At 44.0% G+C, this 18,076-nt stretch carries 18 protein-coding genes; 2 read left to right on the plus strand and 16 right to left on the minus strand.

Annotated features, from left to right (window positions below; genetic code table 11):
• The 3 genes from nrdE to nrdH are packed head-to-tail and all read right to left on the minus strand — an operon-like array spanning nucleotide 1 to nucleotide 2,808.
• The gene (gene nrdE / locus ACIH2S_RS04965) at nucleotides 1-2,148 is read right to left on the minus strand and encodes a class 1b ribonucleoside-diphosphate reductase subunit alpha (protein ID WP_108479359.1); all 2,148 of its coding nucleotides are present in this window, start codon (nucleotides 2,146-2,148) and stop codon (nucleotides 1-3) included.
• A complete protein-coding gene (gene nrdI / locus ACIH2S_RS04970) occupies nucleotides 2,141-2,569 on the minus strand; it encodes a class Ib ribonucleoside-diphosphate reductase assembly flavoprotein NrdI (protein WP_108479360.1) in 429 nt (142 codons plus the stop codon). The genes nrdE and nrdI overlap by 8 nt, the downstream gene beginning before the upstream one ends.
• Nucleotides 2,570-2,580: 11 nt before the next feature.
• Nucleotides 2,581-2,808: a glutaredoxin-like protein NrdH gene (nrdH, locus tag ACIH2S_RS04975; protein ID WP_036947709.1), complete on the minus strand. Its 228-nt coding sequence runs from the start codon at nucleotides 2,806-2,808 to the stop codon at nucleotides 2,581-2,583.
• Nucleotides 2,809-3,105: 297 nt separating this feature from the next.
• Here nrdH and ACIH2S_RS04980 point away from each other — a divergent pair, with 297 nt between their 5' ends.
• Together ACIH2S_RS04980 and cspE are read left to right on the plus strand one after the other, a co-directional pair.
• A complete protein-coding gene (locus ACIH2S_RS04980; protein ID WP_006660933.1) occupies nucleotides 3,106-3,564 on the plus strand; it encodes a methylated-DNA--[protein]-cysteine S-methyltransferase in 459 nt (152 codons plus the stop codon).
• A gap of 216 nt (nucleotides 3,565-3,780) precedes the next feature.
• Nucleotides 3,781-3,990, plus strand: coding sequence for a transcription antiterminator/RNA stability regulator CspE (gene cspE, locus ACIH2S_RS04985; RefSeq protein ID WP_006662336.1), 210 nt, complete (start codon nucleotides 3,781-3,783; stop codon nucleotides 3,988-3,990).
• Between the two features lie 187 nt (nucleotides 3,991-4,177).
• Here cspE and lipA read toward each other — a convergent pair whose 3' ends face one another.
• The 13 genes from lipA to leuS form a co-directional block, all read right to left on the minus strand.
• On the minus strand, nucleotides 4,178-5,143 hold the full coding sequence (gene lipA / locus ACIH2S_RS04990) for a lipoyl synthase (protein WP_036947707.1): 966 nt from the start codon (nucleotides 5,141-5,143) through the stop codon (nucleotides 4,178-4,180).
• 70 nt (nucleotides 5,144-5,213) lie between these two features.
• Nucleotides 5,214-5,777 (minus strand): lipoyl(octanoyl) transferase LipB, encoded by a 564-nt coding sequence (gene lipB / locus ACIH2S_RS04995; RefSeq protein ID WP_230082517.1) that lies wholly within the window; start codon nucleotides 5,775-5,777, stop codon nucleotides 5,214-5,216.
• A 375-nt stretch (nucleotides 5,778-6,152) separates the two neighbouring features.
• Nucleotides 6,153-6,416, minus strand: coding sequence for a DUF493 family protein YbeD (gene ybeD, locus ACIH2S_RS05000; RefSeq protein ID WP_006662335.1), 264 nt, complete (start codon nucleotides 6,414-6,416; stop codon nucleotides 6,153-6,155).
• Between the two features lie 153 nt (nucleotides 6,417-6,569).
• The gene (dacA, locus tag ACIH2S_RS05005; protein WP_036947697.1) at nucleotides 6,570-7,799 is read right to left on the minus strand and encodes a D-alanyl-D-alanine carboxypeptidase DacA; all 1,230 of its coding nucleotides are present in this window, start codon (nucleotides 7,797-7,799) and stop codon (nucleotides 6,570-6,572) included.
• 191 nt (nucleotides 7,800-7,990) lie between these two features.
• Nucleotides 7,991-8,968: an endolytic peptidoglycan transglycosylase RlpA gene (gene rlpA / locus ACIH2S_RS05010; RefSeq protein WP_036947694.1), complete on the minus strand. Its 978-nt coding sequence runs from the start codon at nucleotides 8,966-8,968 to the stop codon at nucleotides 7,991-7,993.
• A 13-nt stretch (nucleotides 8,969-8,981) separates the two neighbouring features.
• Nucleotides 8,982-10,094 (minus strand): peptidoglycan glycosyltransferase MrdB, encoded by a 1,113-nt coding sequence (mrdB, locus tag ACIH2S_RS05015; RefSeq protein WP_036947691.1) that lies wholly within the window; start codon nucleotides 10,092-10,094, stop codon nucleotides 8,982-8,984.
• Between the two features lie 2 nt (nucleotides 10,095-10,096).
• On the minus strand, nucleotides 10,097-11,986 hold the full coding sequence (gene mrdA / locus ACIH2S_RS05020) for a peptidoglycan DD-transpeptidase MrdA (RefSeq protein WP_036947689.1): 1,890 nt from the start codon (nucleotides 11,984-11,986) through the stop codon (nucleotides 10,097-10,099).
• Nucleotides 11,987-12,018: 32 nt separating this feature from the next.
• Nucleotides 12,019-12,489 carry a 23S rRNA (pseudouridine(1915)-N(3))-methyltransferase RlmH gene (rlmH, locus tag ACIH2S_RS05025; protein WP_006660942.1) on the minus strand — a complete coding sequence of 157 codons (471 nt, stop codon included), beginning with the start codon at nucleotides 12,487-12,489 and terminating at the stop codon, nucleotides 12,019-12,021.
• Between the two features lie 2 nt (nucleotides 12,490-12,491).
• The gene (rsfS, locus tag ACIH2S_RS05030; protein ID WP_080675589.1) at nucleotides 12,492-12,818 is read right to left on the minus strand and encodes a ribosome silencing factor; all 327 of its coding nucleotides are present in this window, start codon (nucleotides 12,816-12,818) and stop codon (nucleotides 12,492-12,494) included.
• 351 nt (nucleotides 12,819-13,169) lie between these two features.
• The gene (nadD, locus tag ACIH2S_RS05035) at nucleotides 13,170-13,826 is read right to left on the minus strand and encodes a nicotinate-nucleotide adenylyltransferase (RefSeq protein WP_036947683.1); all 657 of its coding nucleotides are present in this window, start codon (nucleotides 13,824-13,826) and stop codon (nucleotides 13,170-13,172) included.
• 40 nt (nucleotides 13,827-13,866) lie between these two features.
• Nucleotides 13,867-14,901, minus strand: coding sequence for a DNA polymerase III subunit delta (gene holA / locus ACIH2S_RS05040; RefSeq protein WP_036947680.1), 1,035 nt, complete (start codon nucleotides 14,899-14,901; stop codon nucleotides 13,867-13,869).
• Nucleotides 14,901-15,440: an LPS assembly lipoprotein LptE gene (gene lptE / locus ACIH2S_RS05045; RefSeq protein WP_036947677.1), complete on the minus strand. Its 540-nt coding sequence runs from the start codon at nucleotides 15,438-15,440 to the stop codon at nucleotides 14,901-14,903. The genes holA and lptE overlap by 1 nt, the downstream gene beginning before the upstream one ends.
• Nucleotides 15,441-15,452: 12 nt before the next feature.
• Nucleotides 15,453-18,035: a leucine--tRNA ligase gene (gene leuS, locus ACIH2S_RS05050; RefSeq protein WP_036947673.1), complete on the minus strand. Its 2,583-nt coding sequence runs from the start codon at nucleotides 18,033-18,035 to the stop codon at nucleotides 15,453-15,455.
• Nucleotides 18,036-18,076: the final 41 nt, after the last annotated feature.

Below are 18,076 nucleotides of genomic sequence, written 5' to 3' on the forward strand. Positions count from 1 at the left end.
TTACAGTGAGCAGGAGACGCAGCCTTCGACTTCGGTGCCTTCAAGTGCTGTCTGACGTAATCGAATGTAATACAAGGTTTTGATCCCTTTTCGCCATGCATATATTTGGGCTTTATTGATATCACGGGTGGTGGCATTGCCATCGAAAAATAGGGTTAGTGATAAACCTTGGTCGACGTGTTGGGTGGCTTCGGCATAGGTATCAATAATTTTCTCAGGACCAATCTGATAAGCATCTTGGTAGTATTTGAGATTCTCATTGGTCATAAAAGGGGCTGGGTAGTAAACACGCCCAATCTTACCTTCTTTACGAATTTCGATAGGCGCGACCACGGGATGAATGCTGGAGGTGGCATTATTGATATAAGAGATAGATCCCGTAGGCGGAATAGCTTGCAAGTTTTGATTATAAATTCCATGTGCCATTACGGACTGTTTTAATATCTGCCAGTCCGTTTGTGTTGGTATTTCGATGCCCGAACGTCGGAATAATTCCTGCACGGTTTGGGTCTTTGGTGACCATGTTTTGTTGATATATTTATCAAAATACTCGCCACTGGCGTAGGTGGATATTTCAAAGCCATCAAACGTTTGTTGGCGTTCGATTGCTAATTGGTTCGAAGTTTTTAAGGCATGGTATGCCACGGTGTAAAAGTAGATATTGGTAAAATCTAATCCTTCTTCAGAACCATAATGAATATGCTCACGAGCTAAGAAACCATGCAAATTCATCTGCCCTAAACCAATAGCGTGGGATTGTTGATTGCCTTTAGCAATAGACGGAACGGAGCAAATATTGCTCATATCAGAAACGGCGGTGAGTGCTCGGATAGCAGTATCAATCGAACGTGCAAAATTAGGGGAATCCATGGTTTTGGCGATGTTCATGGAGCCTAAATTACAGCTAATATCTTTACCAATATGTTGGTAGCTTAAATCTTCTTCATAAAGGCTAGGTTGGTTTACCTGTAAAATCTCAGAGCACAAGTTACTCATATTGATTCGACCTGCAATCGGATTGGCGCGGTTAGCCGTATCCTCAAACAAAATGTAGGGATAGCCAGATTCAAATTGAATTTCGGCGATAGTCTGGAAAAACTCTCGCGCATTAATTTTGAATTTCTTGATAGCTTTGTTATTCACCATTTCATAATACTTTTCTGTCACGCTGATTTCAGACATCGGTACCCCATAGACTTTTTGGATGTCATAGGGAGAAAACAGGTACATGTCTTCATTATTTTTAGCGAGTTGGAAGGTGATATCGGGGATCACAACCCCAAGTGAAAGCGTTTTAATCCGAATTTTTTCATCCGCATTTTCTCGTTTGGTATCTAAAAATCGCAGAATGTCAGGGTGATGAGCATGAAGATACACCGCGCCTGCACCTTGCCTTGCTCCTAGCTGATTGGCATAGGAAAAAGCATCCTCCAGCATTTTCATCACAGGAACCACGCCTGACGATTGGTTTTCTATCTGTTTAATCGGTGCGCCTTGTTCGCGCAAATTACTCATCAAGAAAGCGACACCACCTCCGCGTTTGGACAGTTGCAGGGCTGAGTTCACGGAGCGCCCGATGGACTCCATATTGTCTTCTATGCGCAGTAAAAAACAGGAAATAAGCTCGCCTCGTTGTTTTTTACCACCGTTCAGGAATGTGGGAGTGGCAGGTTGAAAACGTCCGCTAATGATTTCGTCCACTAAGAGAGTCGCAAGGGATTTTGAGCCCTGCGCCAAAGCCAGTGCAACCATACAAACCCGGTCTTCATAACGCTCAAGATAGCGCTCACCATCGAAGGTTTTTAGGGTGTAACTGGTGTAATACTTAAAGGCGCCCAAAAAGGTTTGGAAGCGAAATTTGTGGGCGTAGGCTTGTTTAAAAAGCTGTTTAATAAAGGGGAAATCGTATTGAGCGAGCACCTCTTCTTCGTAGTAATTTTCATTAACTAAGAAATCGAGTTTTTCTTTTAAATCGTGAAAAAAGACCGTGTTTTGATTCACATGCTGGCGGAAATAGAGATGAGCAGCTTGTTTGTCTTTATCCAGCTGTAAGCGACCTTCACTATCATAAAGGTTAAGCATCGCATTGAGCGCGTGGTAGTCCGCATTGCGATTGTTATTTAGGTGACTGTGCTGTGGGTTATCCATTGATCTGCTCCTTTGTGTGAGCCCAGAATGTTTTTAATCCTTGTTTTACAGATTGCACATCGCGCTCTGTGCCTAATAATTCAAATCGGTAGAGGAAGGGAATTGCGCATTTTTGAGCGACAATGTTGCCGGCAATGGCATAAGCCTCACCAAAGTTGGTATTACCCGCAGCGATGACACCGCGAATTAACGCACGGTTTGCCTCGATATTGAGAAAGTGCACCACTTCTTTAGGCACAGCGCCATGAGCGGTTCCACCGCCATAGGTCGGCAGCAACAGCACATAGGGTTGTGAGGCGAAAAGTACATTTTCAGGTAGATGGCCAATGGGAATACGAGTGGCTGGCAGCTGTAATTTTTCGACGAATCGATGGCAATTACCTGAGCGACTCGAGAAATAAATTAGCGGTTGAGTGGTCATTTCAACCTCTCTTACTCAATCAGTGCATTGATTTTATCGGGGCGGAAGCCTGACCAATGCTGCTCTCCTACAATGACGACAGGAAGCTGCTGATAGCCTAGTTTTCTTATGAACTCAATGGCTTGGTTATCTTCAGAAAGGTCGATAATGGTGTACGGTAATTGCTTGCGCTCGAACGCTTGGTAGGTTGCATTACACTGGACGCAGTTGGGTTTACTATAAATGGTAATCTCAGTCATTTTTTTCACCTTAACATTTTCAGAACGTGGTAGTTACGTAATGGTGGTGTGTTGAAGATGAGTTGATCCTATATATAGGTGTAAAATATTTCAACCATACAATATATAGTGATTTCTTTATTTGAATGATAATCATTCGAATTATTGTCTATGCTGTTATTAACATTGGAAATAAAAAAATTCAGGGGGAGATGATTCAGTTAGCTACACTGAGAAAAAATATCATTGCAAAGTAGAAATAATTTACCTTATAACTGTATATACAATCAGGTAAATGAATCCTTTTGAGGAGATGTTATGTACCATCAATATTTAGTAGCCCCAGAAAACTTTCCGAAACCGTGGATCCATATTACGGCTGATGATGAAGGTGTGACGAGTATCTATTTTGTTGATGAAAAAACGGAGAAAGAGTCGAAAAACGAATTCTCAAAGCAGTGTGCGAAAGAACTAAAAGAGTATTTTAATCATAAGCGGAAAGTGTTTTCGGTTGCATTGAATCCGCAAGGTACTGAATTTCAGAAAAAAGTCTGGAAGCATTTGTGCGAAATTCCTTATGGTGAGCGCTGGAGTTATAAAGATCTCGCCTTAAAACTGGGCTCGGTTAACTACTGTCGAGCCGTCGGTATGGCCAATTCTCGTAACCCGATATCTTTGATTGTGCCTTGCCATCGTGTCTTAGGGCATGACGGAAAGCTGGTGGGTTATACAGGAGGATTGGATATTAAAGATTGGTTACTTATTCATGAGAAGTAAACGCTAAAAAATTAACCATGAGTAATACTTACCTTTGTATTAATTACTATTATTAAGAATTATCCCCGTATTCTGGACGAAATAGGTGGATAAATAATATTTTTTTATCATTTAAATCAATTTTCGTGATCTAGGTTGTAGACAAGTCAGTTATATATTTGATGTACTGAGCTTGATACAGATGGTGTGTCTATTTTATTTTAAAGGTAATATTTGATGTCTAAAGTTAAAGGTAACGTTAAGTGGTTCAATGAGTCCAAAGGTTTTGGTTTTATCACTCCAGAAGATGGTAGCAAAGATGTTTTTGTTCACTTCTCTGCGATTTCTGGCGACGGTTTCAAAACCTTAGCAGAAGGCCAAAAAGTTGAATTTGAAATCACTGAAGGCGCGAAAGGTCCATCAGCTGCTAACGTTGTCTCTTTGTAATTAAATACTTAGAAACGAACAGCACTGAACTCGCACTAGCTTTGCTAGCGCGAGTTTTTTTATCGCTAAAATTGACCTAATGATCATTCTTATTGGTGATAAATTAAGTCACTAATAAAAAACCCCAATGTGTAGTAATTCACAATTGGGGTTTCTTTTAATTACTATTTAGACGAAAAGATTAATATTATTTAACTTCTTCGCCTTTTGCTTGTAGGTCGGCATGATAGGAAGAGCGCACAAACGGTCCACAGGCTGCGTGAGTGAAGCCCATATCCATCGCTGCCTCTTTCATTTCATCGAACTCAGCAGGGCTCACATAGCGTTTAACGGGTAAGTGGTGGCGGCTTGGCTGCAAGTATTGCCCCAACGTTAACATGGTAACGCCATGACGACGCAGATCACGCATCACTTCAATGATCTCTTCGTTGGTTTCCCCTAAGCCTACCATTAAGCCTGATTTTGTTGGAATTTCAGGGTGAGCTTCTTTGAATTTTTCCAGTAATTTCAGTGACCATTCGTAGTTAGCACCAGGGCGAACTTGGCGGTAAATACGCGGTACGTTTTCAAGGTTGTGGTTAAACACATCCGGTGGCGTAGCGGTGAGAATTTCTAATGCGCGATCCATACGTCCACGGAAGTCAGGCACGAGAGTTTCAATTTTAATGGTCGGGCTTTTTTCACGGATGGCACTGATACAATCAGCAAAGTGCTGGGCACCACCATCACGCAAATCATCACGGTCAACGGAAGTAATAACCACATAACGCAGAGCCATATCTTTGATAGTTTGCGCTAATTTTTCTGGTTCATTCGCATCAGGGGCATTTGGACGACCATGGGCAACATCACAGAATGGACAACGGCGAGTACAGATAGCACCTAAGATCATAAAGGTGGCAGTTCCGTGGTTAAAACATTCAGAGAGGTTAGGGCAGGAAGCTTCTTCGCAGACTGAGTGCAGGCCATTTTTACGCATTGCGGCTTTAATGCCTTGAATTCGCGTAGAATCAGCTGGCAATCTGATTTTCATCCAGTCAGGTTTACGTAGAATTTCTTCACGTTCCGTCACCACGTTTTTAACAGGGATCAGTGCCATTTTATCGGCGTCACGGTATTTAATTCCACGCTCGATCTGAATTGGTTTACTCATAATGTGCCGGTTCCAGTTATCTGTTTGCCATTAAAATTTTTTTGAAAAATGTTAAAAAATTATAGCATTATTATTGAACAATATGAAATCCAAGTGTGTCACAGAACTGACTAATAAGCACTGGCTGAACATCGTTTAATGTAATGTTTGGCGACAGCGCTCTCACTTGTGTCATTTTCAATTCACTATAACCACAAGGGTTAATGCGATTAAAAGGCTCGAGATCCATATCCACATTCAGAGCCAATCCATGGAATGAACAGCCTTTTCGAATACGTAAGCCAAGGGAGCAAATTTTGTCTCCGTTGACATAAACGCCGGGCGCATCAGGGCGCGGATACGCACTGATATTAAAATGGGCGAGGGTATTGACCACGCAAGTTTCTAGGGCGCTAACAAGCTCACGGACACCAATGTGACTGCGTTTTAGATCTATCATCACATACATGACTTGCTGGCCGGGACCATGGTAAGTCACTTGTCCGCCACGATCACTTTGGATCACGGGGATATTTCCCGGCGCGAGAAGGTGTTCGGCTTTGCCAGCTTGCCCTTGGGTAAACACAGAAGGGTGTTGCACCAGCCAAATTTCATCGCAGGTATCAGGAGTACGGGATTCAGTAAATTGGTGCATTGCCTCAGATGTGCTCTCGTAGGGAGCCAGACCTAAGTCGCGGATGATGATGCTATTCTTCGACAAAATTCGGTGTCCACAGGCTGTAAAGATGAATGGCAGTATAACGCTGTGAACGCGTTACCACCAGTTTGTCTTGTTATTAACTTGTTATTTTTCAGCTGATATTGCGGATAATAAAAAAAACGAGCCGGAGGCTCGGCCAGACCATTGACAAAACCATCAGGTTTGGAAATGGCTCTTTTGGGTTGTAAAACGAACAAGGAAAATCAATTTATTGATTTTCGCCTGATAACACAAAGAGGGAAAAACCACGTTTTTATCCCTCTTTGTCATCAACTTACCGAGCCTGAGGCTCGGTTTTCTTGTTGCTAATTACAGCACAACTTTGACTAATTCTAATGCACCTAACTCAGTGTAGAGCGTTTCAACTTGCTCAATGTGAGTGGCGTTAATAGTAATAGATACAGAATGGTAGTTGCCTTTGCTGCTCGGTTTAACATCTGGTGCATAATCACCTGGAGCATGGCGTTGAACCACTTCAATGACTTGGTCAACTAATTCTGGCTGCGCTAGGCCCATCACTTTGTAGGTTAATGGACATGGGAACTCAAGCAGTTCACCTAATTTCGTTTTCATGGGCACTCCTAAAATATTGATTAGCGCCTGCATAAAAATTGGCTGGAAGAAAATAGATTTCGCCAGCCAACTCACTATCCCATCAGGGTTTGTATTTCACTACAGGCTTTCAGATACAAACTATATGGGGCTAACTGATTTCAATTTCAAGTATTAACCAAACCAACGATGGAATAATAATTTGATGTAGTCGATTAAACGGCTGAAGAATCCGCCTTCTTCAACATCTTTTAATACCGCTAAAGGACGCTGTTCGATGGTTTTACCGTCTAATTGGAAGCTAATCGTACCCACTTGTTGGCCTTTTTTCAGCGGCGCTTCGATTTCAGTGGTGGTTAATTCGTAGCTTGCTTTTAAGTCTTTTAAACGACCACGAGGGATTGTGAGGTACAGGTCTTCAACCACGCCTAACTTAATTTCGCTGTCATCGCCAAACCAAACTGGGGCAGTGGCAAACTCAACGCCAGCTTGCAGAGGTTTCACTGTTTCATAGAAACGGAAGCCGTATGTCAGCAATTTTTTGCTTTCTGCATCACGCCCCTTACTGCTTTTTCCACCCATAACGACGGAAATAAGACGCATATCGCCATCTTTTGCGGAGGCAACTAAGTTATAACCTGCTGCATCAGTGTGACCAGTTTTGATCCCATCAACTGCAAGGCTTTTATCCCATAACAGACCATTACGGTTAGTTTGGCGGATATTGTTAAACGTGAATTCTTTTTCTTTATAAATTTCGTATTCTTCCGGTACATCACGGATCAGCGCTTGACCAATCAATGCCATATCACGAGCAGAGCTGTATTGACCCGCAGCATCGAGACCATGTACTGTTTGGAAGTGCGTATTTTGCAGACCCAGTTTATTCACGTAGGTATTCATCAAGTTAACAAAGTTAGCTTGATCACCTGCGACATAGTCTGCCATAGCAACACAGGCATCATTACCTGATTGTAAGTTAATACCACGGGTTAGCTGAGAAACACTCACGCGATCTCCGGGTTTTAAGAACATTAATGAAGAGCCTTTGAAAATTGGGTTACCTGTCGCCCATGCATCTTCACCCACGGTGACCATGTCATTCGCGCCAATTTTGCCTGATTTAATGGCTTGACCGATGACATAGCTCGTCATCATTTTGGTCAAGCTAGCAGGGTCGCGGCGCTGATCTGCATTACTTTCGGCAAGCACTTTACCTGAATTGTAATCAATCAAGATATACGCTTCAGCATCGATAGCTGGAGCAGCAGGAACTGAAGTATTTGGAAAAGCTTCATTCGCATTTGCAAAAGTGACAGTAGAAACGATCAGTGCAGAAGCCAGCGCAGTCTGACGCACGATTTGTGGCAGAAAGACATTGCGTGATGAGGAGACATTTTTCATGGTTGTATCATTACATCCAACATTCGGTTAACACAAGAAAGCGCAGTTTAGCAAAAGTTCGAAGGCAGATAAAAGAAGCTCTTGCGCTGTGCAGGTAAATTTACGTTAGTTTATACCCGTTGTACTTTAAGTTGCAGGGGGAGCTATCAATAATTTCCCCCAGCAACGTAAATTATTCGGTTATTGAGTGATTAAGGGGCAACAACCATGGATTGTTGATTGCGCTCAGACTGTAAACGAGATTGTATCTCTACCGCTTGCTGTCTCGTTGCAAAAGGTCCTAATTGAACACGGTAGATGCCATTGTAAGGCTGTAGGCGACCCGGTACGTTAAACTGACTTTTTAAGTTATCCAACATACTTTGTGCGTTTGCTTTGCTACTGATAGCGCCAGCTTGAACTAAGAAACCACGTTCAGGAACGGATTCTGTTTCAGTGGCTTTCGGTGCAACTTGTGGTTCTGGCTGCTTGATGTTCATATCTGGCATCGTTGGTTGCATAGGTTCCGCAGGCTGTTTTACTGGTAATACGTTGCTTGGCGCTGGGGATTCTTGCATCACCGGTGTACCTAATGGACCTGAACCTAATTGTGGACGATCCGGCAGGGCATAACTTTGTTTAACAAAGTTTGAACCAACAGTTCCTGGCCCTGATAAGCTTCCATCTGGTGCAACTTGGATTGCATCAATTTTAATTTTTGTGGTCGTCATCAGATTTAAGCGATCAGCGACTGCACGGGATACGGCAATACTTTTGCCAGGAGTATAAGGGCCACGGTCATTGATACGAACCACCATCATGCGCCCGTTCATCATGTTGGTAATACGAGCATAACTTGGAATAGGTAATGTAGGGTGAGCTGCAGTTAACTCTACTGGGTTAGCGCGTTCACCAATGGCAGTCAATTGACCGGAAGCTTCTTGACCATAAATTGACGCATAGCCAACTTGGGAGAACTGTGCGGGTTCACGGACAATTTGGTATTGCTTGCCATTACGCTGGTAATCATTATTTGCCGTTGGATGATAAGGCTCATAATGTGGCTCAGCACCCAACACATCTTGGGTAGGGACATTAGTTGGAACTGTTGGCTGCTGCTTAACGTCTTCGTTAATACACCCACTGAGTAATGTGGTTGCCATGGCGAGCATAATCCATTGTAAACGCATACTAAGCCTCATTTTATAAACTCTTAGATAAAAATTTTCTGTGGGTATGGATAGACATGATAATACCGAATCCAGCCATTAAAACAATTAAGGCGGAGCCCCCATAACTCACTAAGGGGAGGGGAACCCCCACAACAGGTAGAATACCACTCACCATACCAATATTAACAAACACATACACAAATAGGATTAGGATTAATCCGCCGACCATCACTCGCCCGAAGGTGTTTTGCGCATTTGCAGCAATGTATAGCCCACGAATAATCAATAGGATATAAAGACCCAATAAGATCAAGACACCAATCAATCCAAGTTCTTCAGCTAATACAGCGAAAATAAAGTCGGTGTGACGTTCAGGTAAGAATTCTAGTTGAGACTGAGTGCCTTCCAACCAGCCTTTACCCATTAAACCGCCAGAACCAATCGCAATTTTAGATTGGATGATGTGATAGCCTTTACCTAGAGGATCACTTTCTGGGTCAAGTAGCATCATGACTCGGGCTCTCTGGTAGTCATGCATTAAGAAGAACCAGAGCATCGGAATAAAGGCGGCAAGCGCGACGGCGGCAACGGCAATTAAACGCCAGCTCATTCCTGCTAAAAATAGGACAAATAGCCCTGATGCGGCGACGAGGATCGAGGTCCCCAAGTCTGGCTGAGCTGCGACCAGCAATGTTGGGACAAAAATAAATACGAGGGCAATACAGGTATTTTTAAATGACGGCGGGCATGAGTCACGGTTCATGAAACGAGCGACCATGAGCGGTACCGCGATTTTCGCAATTTCGGATGGCTGGAACCGTACAAAGCCCAAATCTAGCCAGCGCTGAGCCCCTTTACTGATTTGCCCAAAAACATCAACGAAGACTAAGAGAATAACGCAGAAAATAAACAGGTGTGGCGCGAGGCTTTCATACATGCGAGGTGGAATTTGCGCCATCACGATCATCACGATAAAACCAGAAAAAATTTGTCCTAGTTTTCGTTCCATCATCTCGGGATCTAACCCGCTAGCGCTCCACATAATAAAGGCGCTATAAGCGAGTAAGGCGATGATGATTAATAACATAGGCACATCAATGTGCAGACGTGTTGATAGTGATAATTTTCTCTTATCGTCAGTCATGATTAACGATCTTCCTCTGCACTGGCACCCGTACTTTCGACTTGGGTTTTGTTATCACCTAACAGGACATGGTCAAAGATTTGGCGAACAATATCACCAACTGCAGGGCCTGCTCCCCCGTTTTCTAAAATAATAGCAACGGAAATAGTGGGGTTATCATAAGGTGCATAAGCAATCATTAGTTTATGGTCACGTAAATGCTCGGCTAATTTGCTGGCGTTATAGGTTTCATAACTAAATACCTGCGCCGTTCCTGATTTTGCAGCCACTTTATAAGGTGTTCCTACGAAACTACGCTTACCGGTACCATTTGGCGCATTGGCTACGCCGTACATACCGGTTTTGGCCAGCTCCCAATATCCAGAATGGATATCGCCAATTTGTCGGGTTTCTTTATCTTCATAAGGTACCATGGCATCGCCAAGTTTGGTTCCATACAGTAAATGAGGCGTTTTGACTTTTCCGTCATTAATCAACGTCATCAAAGCCTTAGACATTTGAATTGGCGTTGATGTCCAATAACCTTGACCAATCCCGACAGGGATGGTGTCCCCTTGGTACCAAGGTTTTTTATAGCGTTTTTGTTTCCATTCGCGGGTTGGCATGATCCCTTGGCGCTCTTCGGAAAGGTCAATACCTGTATATTCACCGTAACCAAATCGGGTCATCCATTCGGAAAGACGGTCAATCCCCATGTCATAAGCGACTTGGTAGAAGAAGGTATCCGCAGATTCAATGATAGACTTGACCACATTCAGCTTACCGTGTCCCCAGCGTTTCCAGTCACGATAGCGTTTTTCTGAGCCAGGGAGTTGCCACCAGCCTGGATCGTAGATTGTGGTGTTTGGCGTAATGACTTTTTCGCTTAATGCTGCGACAGAGATAAAAGGTTTCACCGTCGATGCGGGTGGATATAAGCCCTGAGTAGCGCGGTTGATCAACGGCCTGTTAGGGTTATTTAACAGCTCTTGGTAATCTTTGTTGGAAATTCCGTTCACAAACAAGTTTGAATCGTAACTTGGTGTGGAAACCAAGGCGAGGATCTCACCATTACGCGGGTCTGTAACGACGACAGCAGCACGACTTGTCGTGAGGATTTTCTCAATATAAGTTTGTAATTCAAGGTCGATAGTTAAATAGACATCGCGACCTGCTTGCGGTGGCTGCTCGTGTAATTGGCGGATCACTCGACCACGGCTATTCACTTCAACTTCTTCGTAGCCCGTTTTACCATGTAAGACATCTTCATAGTAACGTTCAATACCTAATTTACCGATATCATGGCTGGCGGCGTAGTTAGGTAATAAACCTTCTTTATCAAGGCGTTCGACGTCTTTATCATTAATTTTTGCGACGTAGCCGATGACATGGGTTAATGCGGAGCCATAAGGGTATGAGCGACGCTGATAACTTTTCACTTCTAAGCCAGGAAAGCGATATTGATTAACGGCAAAGCGGGCAACTTGAACTTCATTTAGCTGGGTTTTCAGCGCGATAGACGTAAAGCGGCGAGAGCGTTTACGCTCTTTTTCAAAGTTGGTGATATCTTCGTCAGTAAGGTCAACAACATCCCGTAGCTTATCGAGTGTTTCCTGTAAGTTATCTACTTTTTCAGGAACAATTTCTAGCTGATAAAACGTGCTATTGAGAGCTAACTGGGTGCCTTTTCGGTCATAAATAATGCCGCGGCTAGGCGCAATAGGCACCAATTTAATGCGGTTATCATTTGAGCGTGTTTGGTAATCGTCATGACGAACAACTTGTAGATGATACAAATTGGTCACGAGGATTGAAGTAAGTATGACAATGACGCCGAAAGCAATTAATGCTCGGCGAATAAACAAAACTGATTCTGCGGTATGGTCGCGAAAAGGGGTGCGTTGTTGTTTCATCCCATTGCCATTGTGTACAAATTAATTCCTAACTATTCCCGATGATATGGGTGATTAGTCGTAATACTCCATGCCCGATAAAGACTTTCGGCAACAAGGACTCGAACTAGCGGATGGGGTAGTGTTAGTGGCGATAGAGACCAACTTTGTTCTGCGGCATCTTTACACGCCGGAGCAAGTCCTTCTGGTCCACCAATTAACAGACTGACATTACGACCATCTTGTTTCCACTTGTCTAACTGCACGGCTAATTTGGGTGTATCCCAACGATCTCCTGGAATATCCAGCGTGACGATACGGTTGCCTTTGCCGACAGCGGCAAGCATCAATTCACCTTCTTTTTCGAGAATGCGTTTGATGTCTGCATTTTTTCCACGTTTTCCTGCGGGGATTTCGGTTAATTCGAAAGGCATATCTTTGGGAAAACGGTGAAGGTAATCCATAAAGCCGGTCTGTACCCAGTCCGGCATTTTAGTTCCGACAGCGATGAGTTGTAATTTCAAACTCAGCTCCAGAGCTTTTCTAGTTCGTACATGCGGCGGCTTTCATCTTGCATGATATGGACGATGGCATCACCAAGGTCGACAACAATCCAGTCTGAAATGCCTTGACCTTCAACACCGAGAGGCATTAAACCGTTTTTACGGCACGCATCAATTAAACGATCAGCCACAGACATCAGGTGACGAGTTGACGTCCCTGTGCAGATGATCATTTGGTCAGTAACACTTGATTTCCCATGGACATCGATCGAAATGATATCTTCCGCTTTCGCATCTTCAAGTTGATCGATAATAAATTGTTGGAGTTCAGTTCCTTGCAAAAGGTTCACCTTTCATTCAAATTGAGAGAATCTCTTGTTAAACACTATTCTTGTTAAAGACTATTCATCATTGTGCTTTCTAGGGGGATCCCCCTAGCAAAGTGCCGCCATTTTACCCCAGATTTTCACAAAAATCGGCTAAATTATTTTTTATTGGCGTAAGTGGGCAATTTATAGGGATATCTTATCCATTGGGCAAGATAATTATCGTAACTTTACAAATAAAATATCCCTATCTCTTACGTATCAATATTCTAGAATAAGCGCTGAGTTGTGCAATTAATTAAATCGAAATTAAGTGAATAAAAGAGAATAAATTATTTGCTGACATTCCTATTTGGTTAATAGAAATAAAATTGCTTATTTTTGATACAAATGTTGTTGTTGAATATAGTGATAAACTGCGCGAGGGAGTAAATCTTCACAAGCCTGACCTTCGCTGAGTTGTTCACGTATTTCAGTCGCTGAAATATTAACCAGTGGTGTATTGCCAATAAAAATCGAACCACAGGGCGTTTGGCTCAATACTTGCGGGTCTTGTACTTGATGCTGTTGCAGCCACTGTTGCATATCAGGATCGGTAAAATGTGTGGCGTAACCGGGTCTCGCGCAGACTAGCAGATGGCATTTATCTAATAGCTGAGTCCAGCCATGCCATGTATTAATGGATAACAGGGAATCTTGACCAATAATGAACGCAAGAGGTTGTTCATGACCAAGTTCTTGGCGCAATTCACTGAGCGTTTCAATTGTAAAAGAGGGCGTATTTCGCTGGAGTTCTCGGGTATCAACAGTAAACAGTGGGTTATTTTGAATGGCCAATTTTACCATTTCTAATCGCTGGGTAGGGCTAGCTTCCGGCTGAGGTCGATGAGGTGGAACGTGGTTCGGTAGCAAAATCACTTTTTGCAGCCCCACCTGATTAGCTAATGCTTCAACAGGGCGTAGATGCCCATAATGAATAGGGTCAAAAGTCCCCCCAAATAGCGCTTGTAGACCTTGTGGTTTAGCGTTCATCATTCATTACCATTGATATTAGGTGATTAGCTATCAGTTATTATCGTGGCAGAATAAAATGTTCTGCATCGGTTTTACCACATAACACCATGGAAAGAGACTGCAAATCCGGCCATGAAGAGTGGGAAAAATCCTGCTTAGTGTGAATTTCAGCTTGGGTGAGTAGCATCAACGCCGATTGTAATTGATGTAAGCTCAAACGTTGTAGTGCCTCGCCTAACAATCCTCGACGGTTTTGCCAAACTTTATGTTGGTCAAATAGCGTTTTTAATGAGGTGGTCGCAGATTGACGCTTTAACGTGATCAGCAACATTAATTCTCGTTGGATAGCCCGTAGTAAAATCACAGGTTCAACATCTTCTTGCTTGAGCTGCTCAAGGATATGCCATGAACGGCGAGGCTTACCCGCTAGGATCGCATCAACCCAATGGTAGGGCGTAAAATGGGCTGAATCATTCACCGCACTTTCGACACGAGGGTAAGTGAGCTTTCCATCCGGATAGAGCAAGGAAAGCCTTTCCAGCGCTTGCGCTAATCCCAATAAATTACCTTCATAGCAATAGCAAAGTAATTGGTTTGCTTCAGTTTCTAATGAAAGCCGCATTTGGCTAGCACGCTTAGAGACCCACTGGGGCAAACGTTGATATTCAGGCGTTAGGCAACTGACATAGATACCATCTTGGCTGATGGCTTTGAACCAAGCACTGTTTTCTTGCGCTTTAGTGAGTTTATGCCCGCGTAGAACTAATAGCAGGTCGGGGTGAAGTAAACCGGCGAGCTGTGTGAGCTTGTCTGCCATCGCGGCATTAGGGCCATTTTCAGGCAAAAATAAGGTGAGCATTTGGCGACTGGCAAATAGACTCAGCGCTTGGCAGAGACTAAAAATTTCATCCCAATCCGTATTTTGCTCTAAAGCGAAAGTAAAATGCTCTTCAAAACCTTGCTGACGTGCAACTTGGCGAATAGCATCTTGGCTTTCTTGAATAAGAAGGGGCTCGGAGCCCCAAATGAGATAGCGGCCTCTTAGAGACTCTTGTAACGAAGAGGCCAGCTGTTCAGGATAAATGCGTATCATTATTCGGCAACAGGTTTCTCAGCCGCTTGAGCTTTCGCCTTTTCTAACTCAGCACTGTGAACCAGAAGCAGTTTGCGCACGATGTTACGTGCCGCTTGTTGTTGCATCTCTTGCTTCACAATCTCGTTCTCAGCATCTTTTGCGAGCGCTTCTAACGGGTTATCAAAGAAAGTCCGCACAACTTTTGTTTCCAGCGGATAAATAGCGCCATCCGGCATTAACACTTGCGCCTTCATGACCAGTGTCAGTTGTTTCTCTGCAGCTTTACCATCTTGATAAATCGAAACGGTATCGGTGCTTTCTGTTGAACCTACAATTTTCAAAATAGGCACATCAGCGCGACCAGAATCTAGCAGAGTCACGTTATTGAGTCGCAGCTGTTCCCTGACCGCACGAGTTTGGTAACTGTACGGGTCGCCAGAACTTAACTGTAATGTTTTCAATTCTTCAGGAAGTTGCGTGGTTCCTTGAAGGCGAAAACCGCAACCTGCGGTGACGAGCACCGACAGGCTGAGAAATAGAGTTATCAGATAGCGCACTTGGGCTCCTTATCAGCCAACAACTAAGTTCAGTAATTTACCTGGTACGTAAATGACTTTACGGATGCTAACGCCTTCGAGGTATTTCGCGACGCTGCCTTCTTGTGATGCCATTTCCAGAACGAATTCTTGGTTAGCATCAGCAGGGACCGTAATACGACCGCGGACTTTACCGTTAACTTGAACAACAACCAATTTAGTATCATCGATCATGGCTTGTTCATCAGCCACCGGCCAGCTTGCAAAATCGATATCGTCATTGTGACCTAATGCTTTCCACATTTCGAAACAAGCGTGTGGAATGATTGGTGATAACATCAGCGTGATAGCATCTAAAGATTCTTGAACTAAAGCGCGGTCTTGCTCAGTTTCTTGCGGAGCGCGAACTAACTTGTTCATAAATTCCATGACCGCTGCGATAGCGGTGTTGAATGCGTAACGACGACCCACATCGTCAGTCACTTTCGCGATGGTTTTATGTAAGTCGCGACGTAAATCTTTTTGTTCTGCGGTTAATGCGCTGATATCTAATGGCTGAGTTGCGCCTTTTTGTGCGTGTTCGTGAACTAAACGCCATACACGACGAACGAAACGGTTAGCCCCTTCAACGCTAGACTCTTGCCACTCCAGAGTTAATTCTGGTGGCGCAGCGAACATCATGAACAGACGGACGGTATCAGCACCGTATTTTTCGACCATTAATTGTGGGTCAATACCGTTGTTCTTAGATTTAGACATCTTGCTCATACCAGTATAAACCAGTTCATGACCTTCGCTGTCTACCGCTTTAGTAATACGGTTTTTGTCATCACGTTCAACAATTGCATCCGCAGGAGAAACCCATACACGCTGACCATCGCTACCGGTGTAGTAGAAGGCATCGGCCAGAACCATACCTTGGCACAGTAAACGTTTTGCTGGCTCATCAGAGTTCACCAGACCGGCATCACGCATTAATTTGTGGAAGAAACGGAAATACATTAAATGCATGATGGCGTGCTCAATTCCACCGATGTATTGATCCACAGGCAGCCAGTAGTTTGCGGCTTCAGGGTTCAACATGCCATCGTCGTATTGTGGGCAAGTGTAACGAGCGTAGTACCAAGATGATTCCATAAAGGTATCGAAGGTATCGGTTTCACGCAGCGCTGGTTGACCATTAATGGTGGTTTTTGCCCACTCAGGATCCGCTTTAATTGGGCTTGTGATGCCATTCATGGTGACATCTTCCGGTAAAATAACCGGTAACTGGTCTTCAGGAACAGGAACCACGGTGCCATCTTCTAAGGTTGCCATTGGAATTGGCGCACCCCAGTAACGTTGACGGGAAACACCCCAGTCACGTAAGCGATAATTGACTTTGCGTTGACCCGCACCAAGGGAAACCAGTTTGTCAGCGATAGCGTTGAAGCCAGCCTCGTTGCTTAAACCAGTAAATTCACCTGAGTTGATCAGGGTGTTTTTCTCAGTCATCGCTTCTTGAGATAAGTCAGGCGTGTTGCCTTCAGCATCTGCAATCACCGCTTTGATTGGCAGATTGTATTTATGAGCAAATTCCCAGTCACGTTGGTCGTGAGCTGGAACTGCCATCACTGCACCTGTACCGTATTCCATCAGAACAAAGTTCGCGACCCAAATTGGTAATTTTTCTTGGGTTAATGGATGAACGACATACAGACCTGTTGCCAGACCTTTTTTCTCCATGGTTGCCATATCCGCTTCCGCAGTTTTGGTATTACGGCACTCATCGATAAAGTCGGCTAATTCGCTATTCGCTTTGGCAGCTTCTTGCGCTAATGGGTGACCTGCAGCAACCGCCACATATGTCGCACCCATAAAGGTATCTGGGCGGGTGGTGTAGACAGTTAATTTGTCTGCGCGATCAGCAACATCAAAAGTGATTTCCACACCTTCAGAGCGACCAATCCAGTTGCGCTGCATGGTTTTAACTTGTTCTGGCCAATCTTCCAGTTTGTCCAAGTCATTGAGCAGCTCTTCAGCGTAGTCGGTAATTTTGATAAACCACTGAGGGATCTCTTTACGCTCAACTTGGCTATCGCAGCGCCAGCAGCAGCCGTCGATGACTTGTTCGTTTGCTAGAACGGTTAAGTCGTGTGGACACCAGTTAACGGCGGAGGTTTTTTTGTAGACTAAGCCTTTTTCATACAGTTTAGTGAAGAACCACTGTTCCCAACGGTAATATTCTGGCGTACAGGTGGTCACTTCGCGGTTCCAATCGTAACCGAAGCCCAGCATTTTCAGCTGACCTTTCATGTAATCGATATTGGCGTAAGTCCATGGTGCAGGCGCAGTGTTATTTTTAACCGCGGCACCTTCAGCTGGCAGACCAAACGCATCCCAACCAATTGGTTGCAGAACGTTTTTGCCCAGCATACGCTGGTAGCGGGAGATCACGTCACCAATGGTGTAGTTACGAACGTGGCCCATGTGTAGTCGACCAGAAGGGTAAGGTAGCATGGACAGGCAGTAGTATTTCTCTTTGCTGTTGTCTTCTGTCACTTTGAACGTTTGTTGTTCATCCCAGTGACGCTGTACTTTAGGCTCTATATCTTCTGGACGATATTGTTCTTGCATGGCACCGATAATCCTATGGTGAATAATCGCTACAGTTTAGT

Source organism: Providencia lanzhouensis, assembly GCF_050469745.1.
In the GTDB taxonomy this organism is placed as follows: domain Bacteria; phylum Pseudomonadota; class Gammaproteobacteria; order Enterobacterales; family Enterobacteriaceae; genus Providencia; species Providencia lanzhouensis.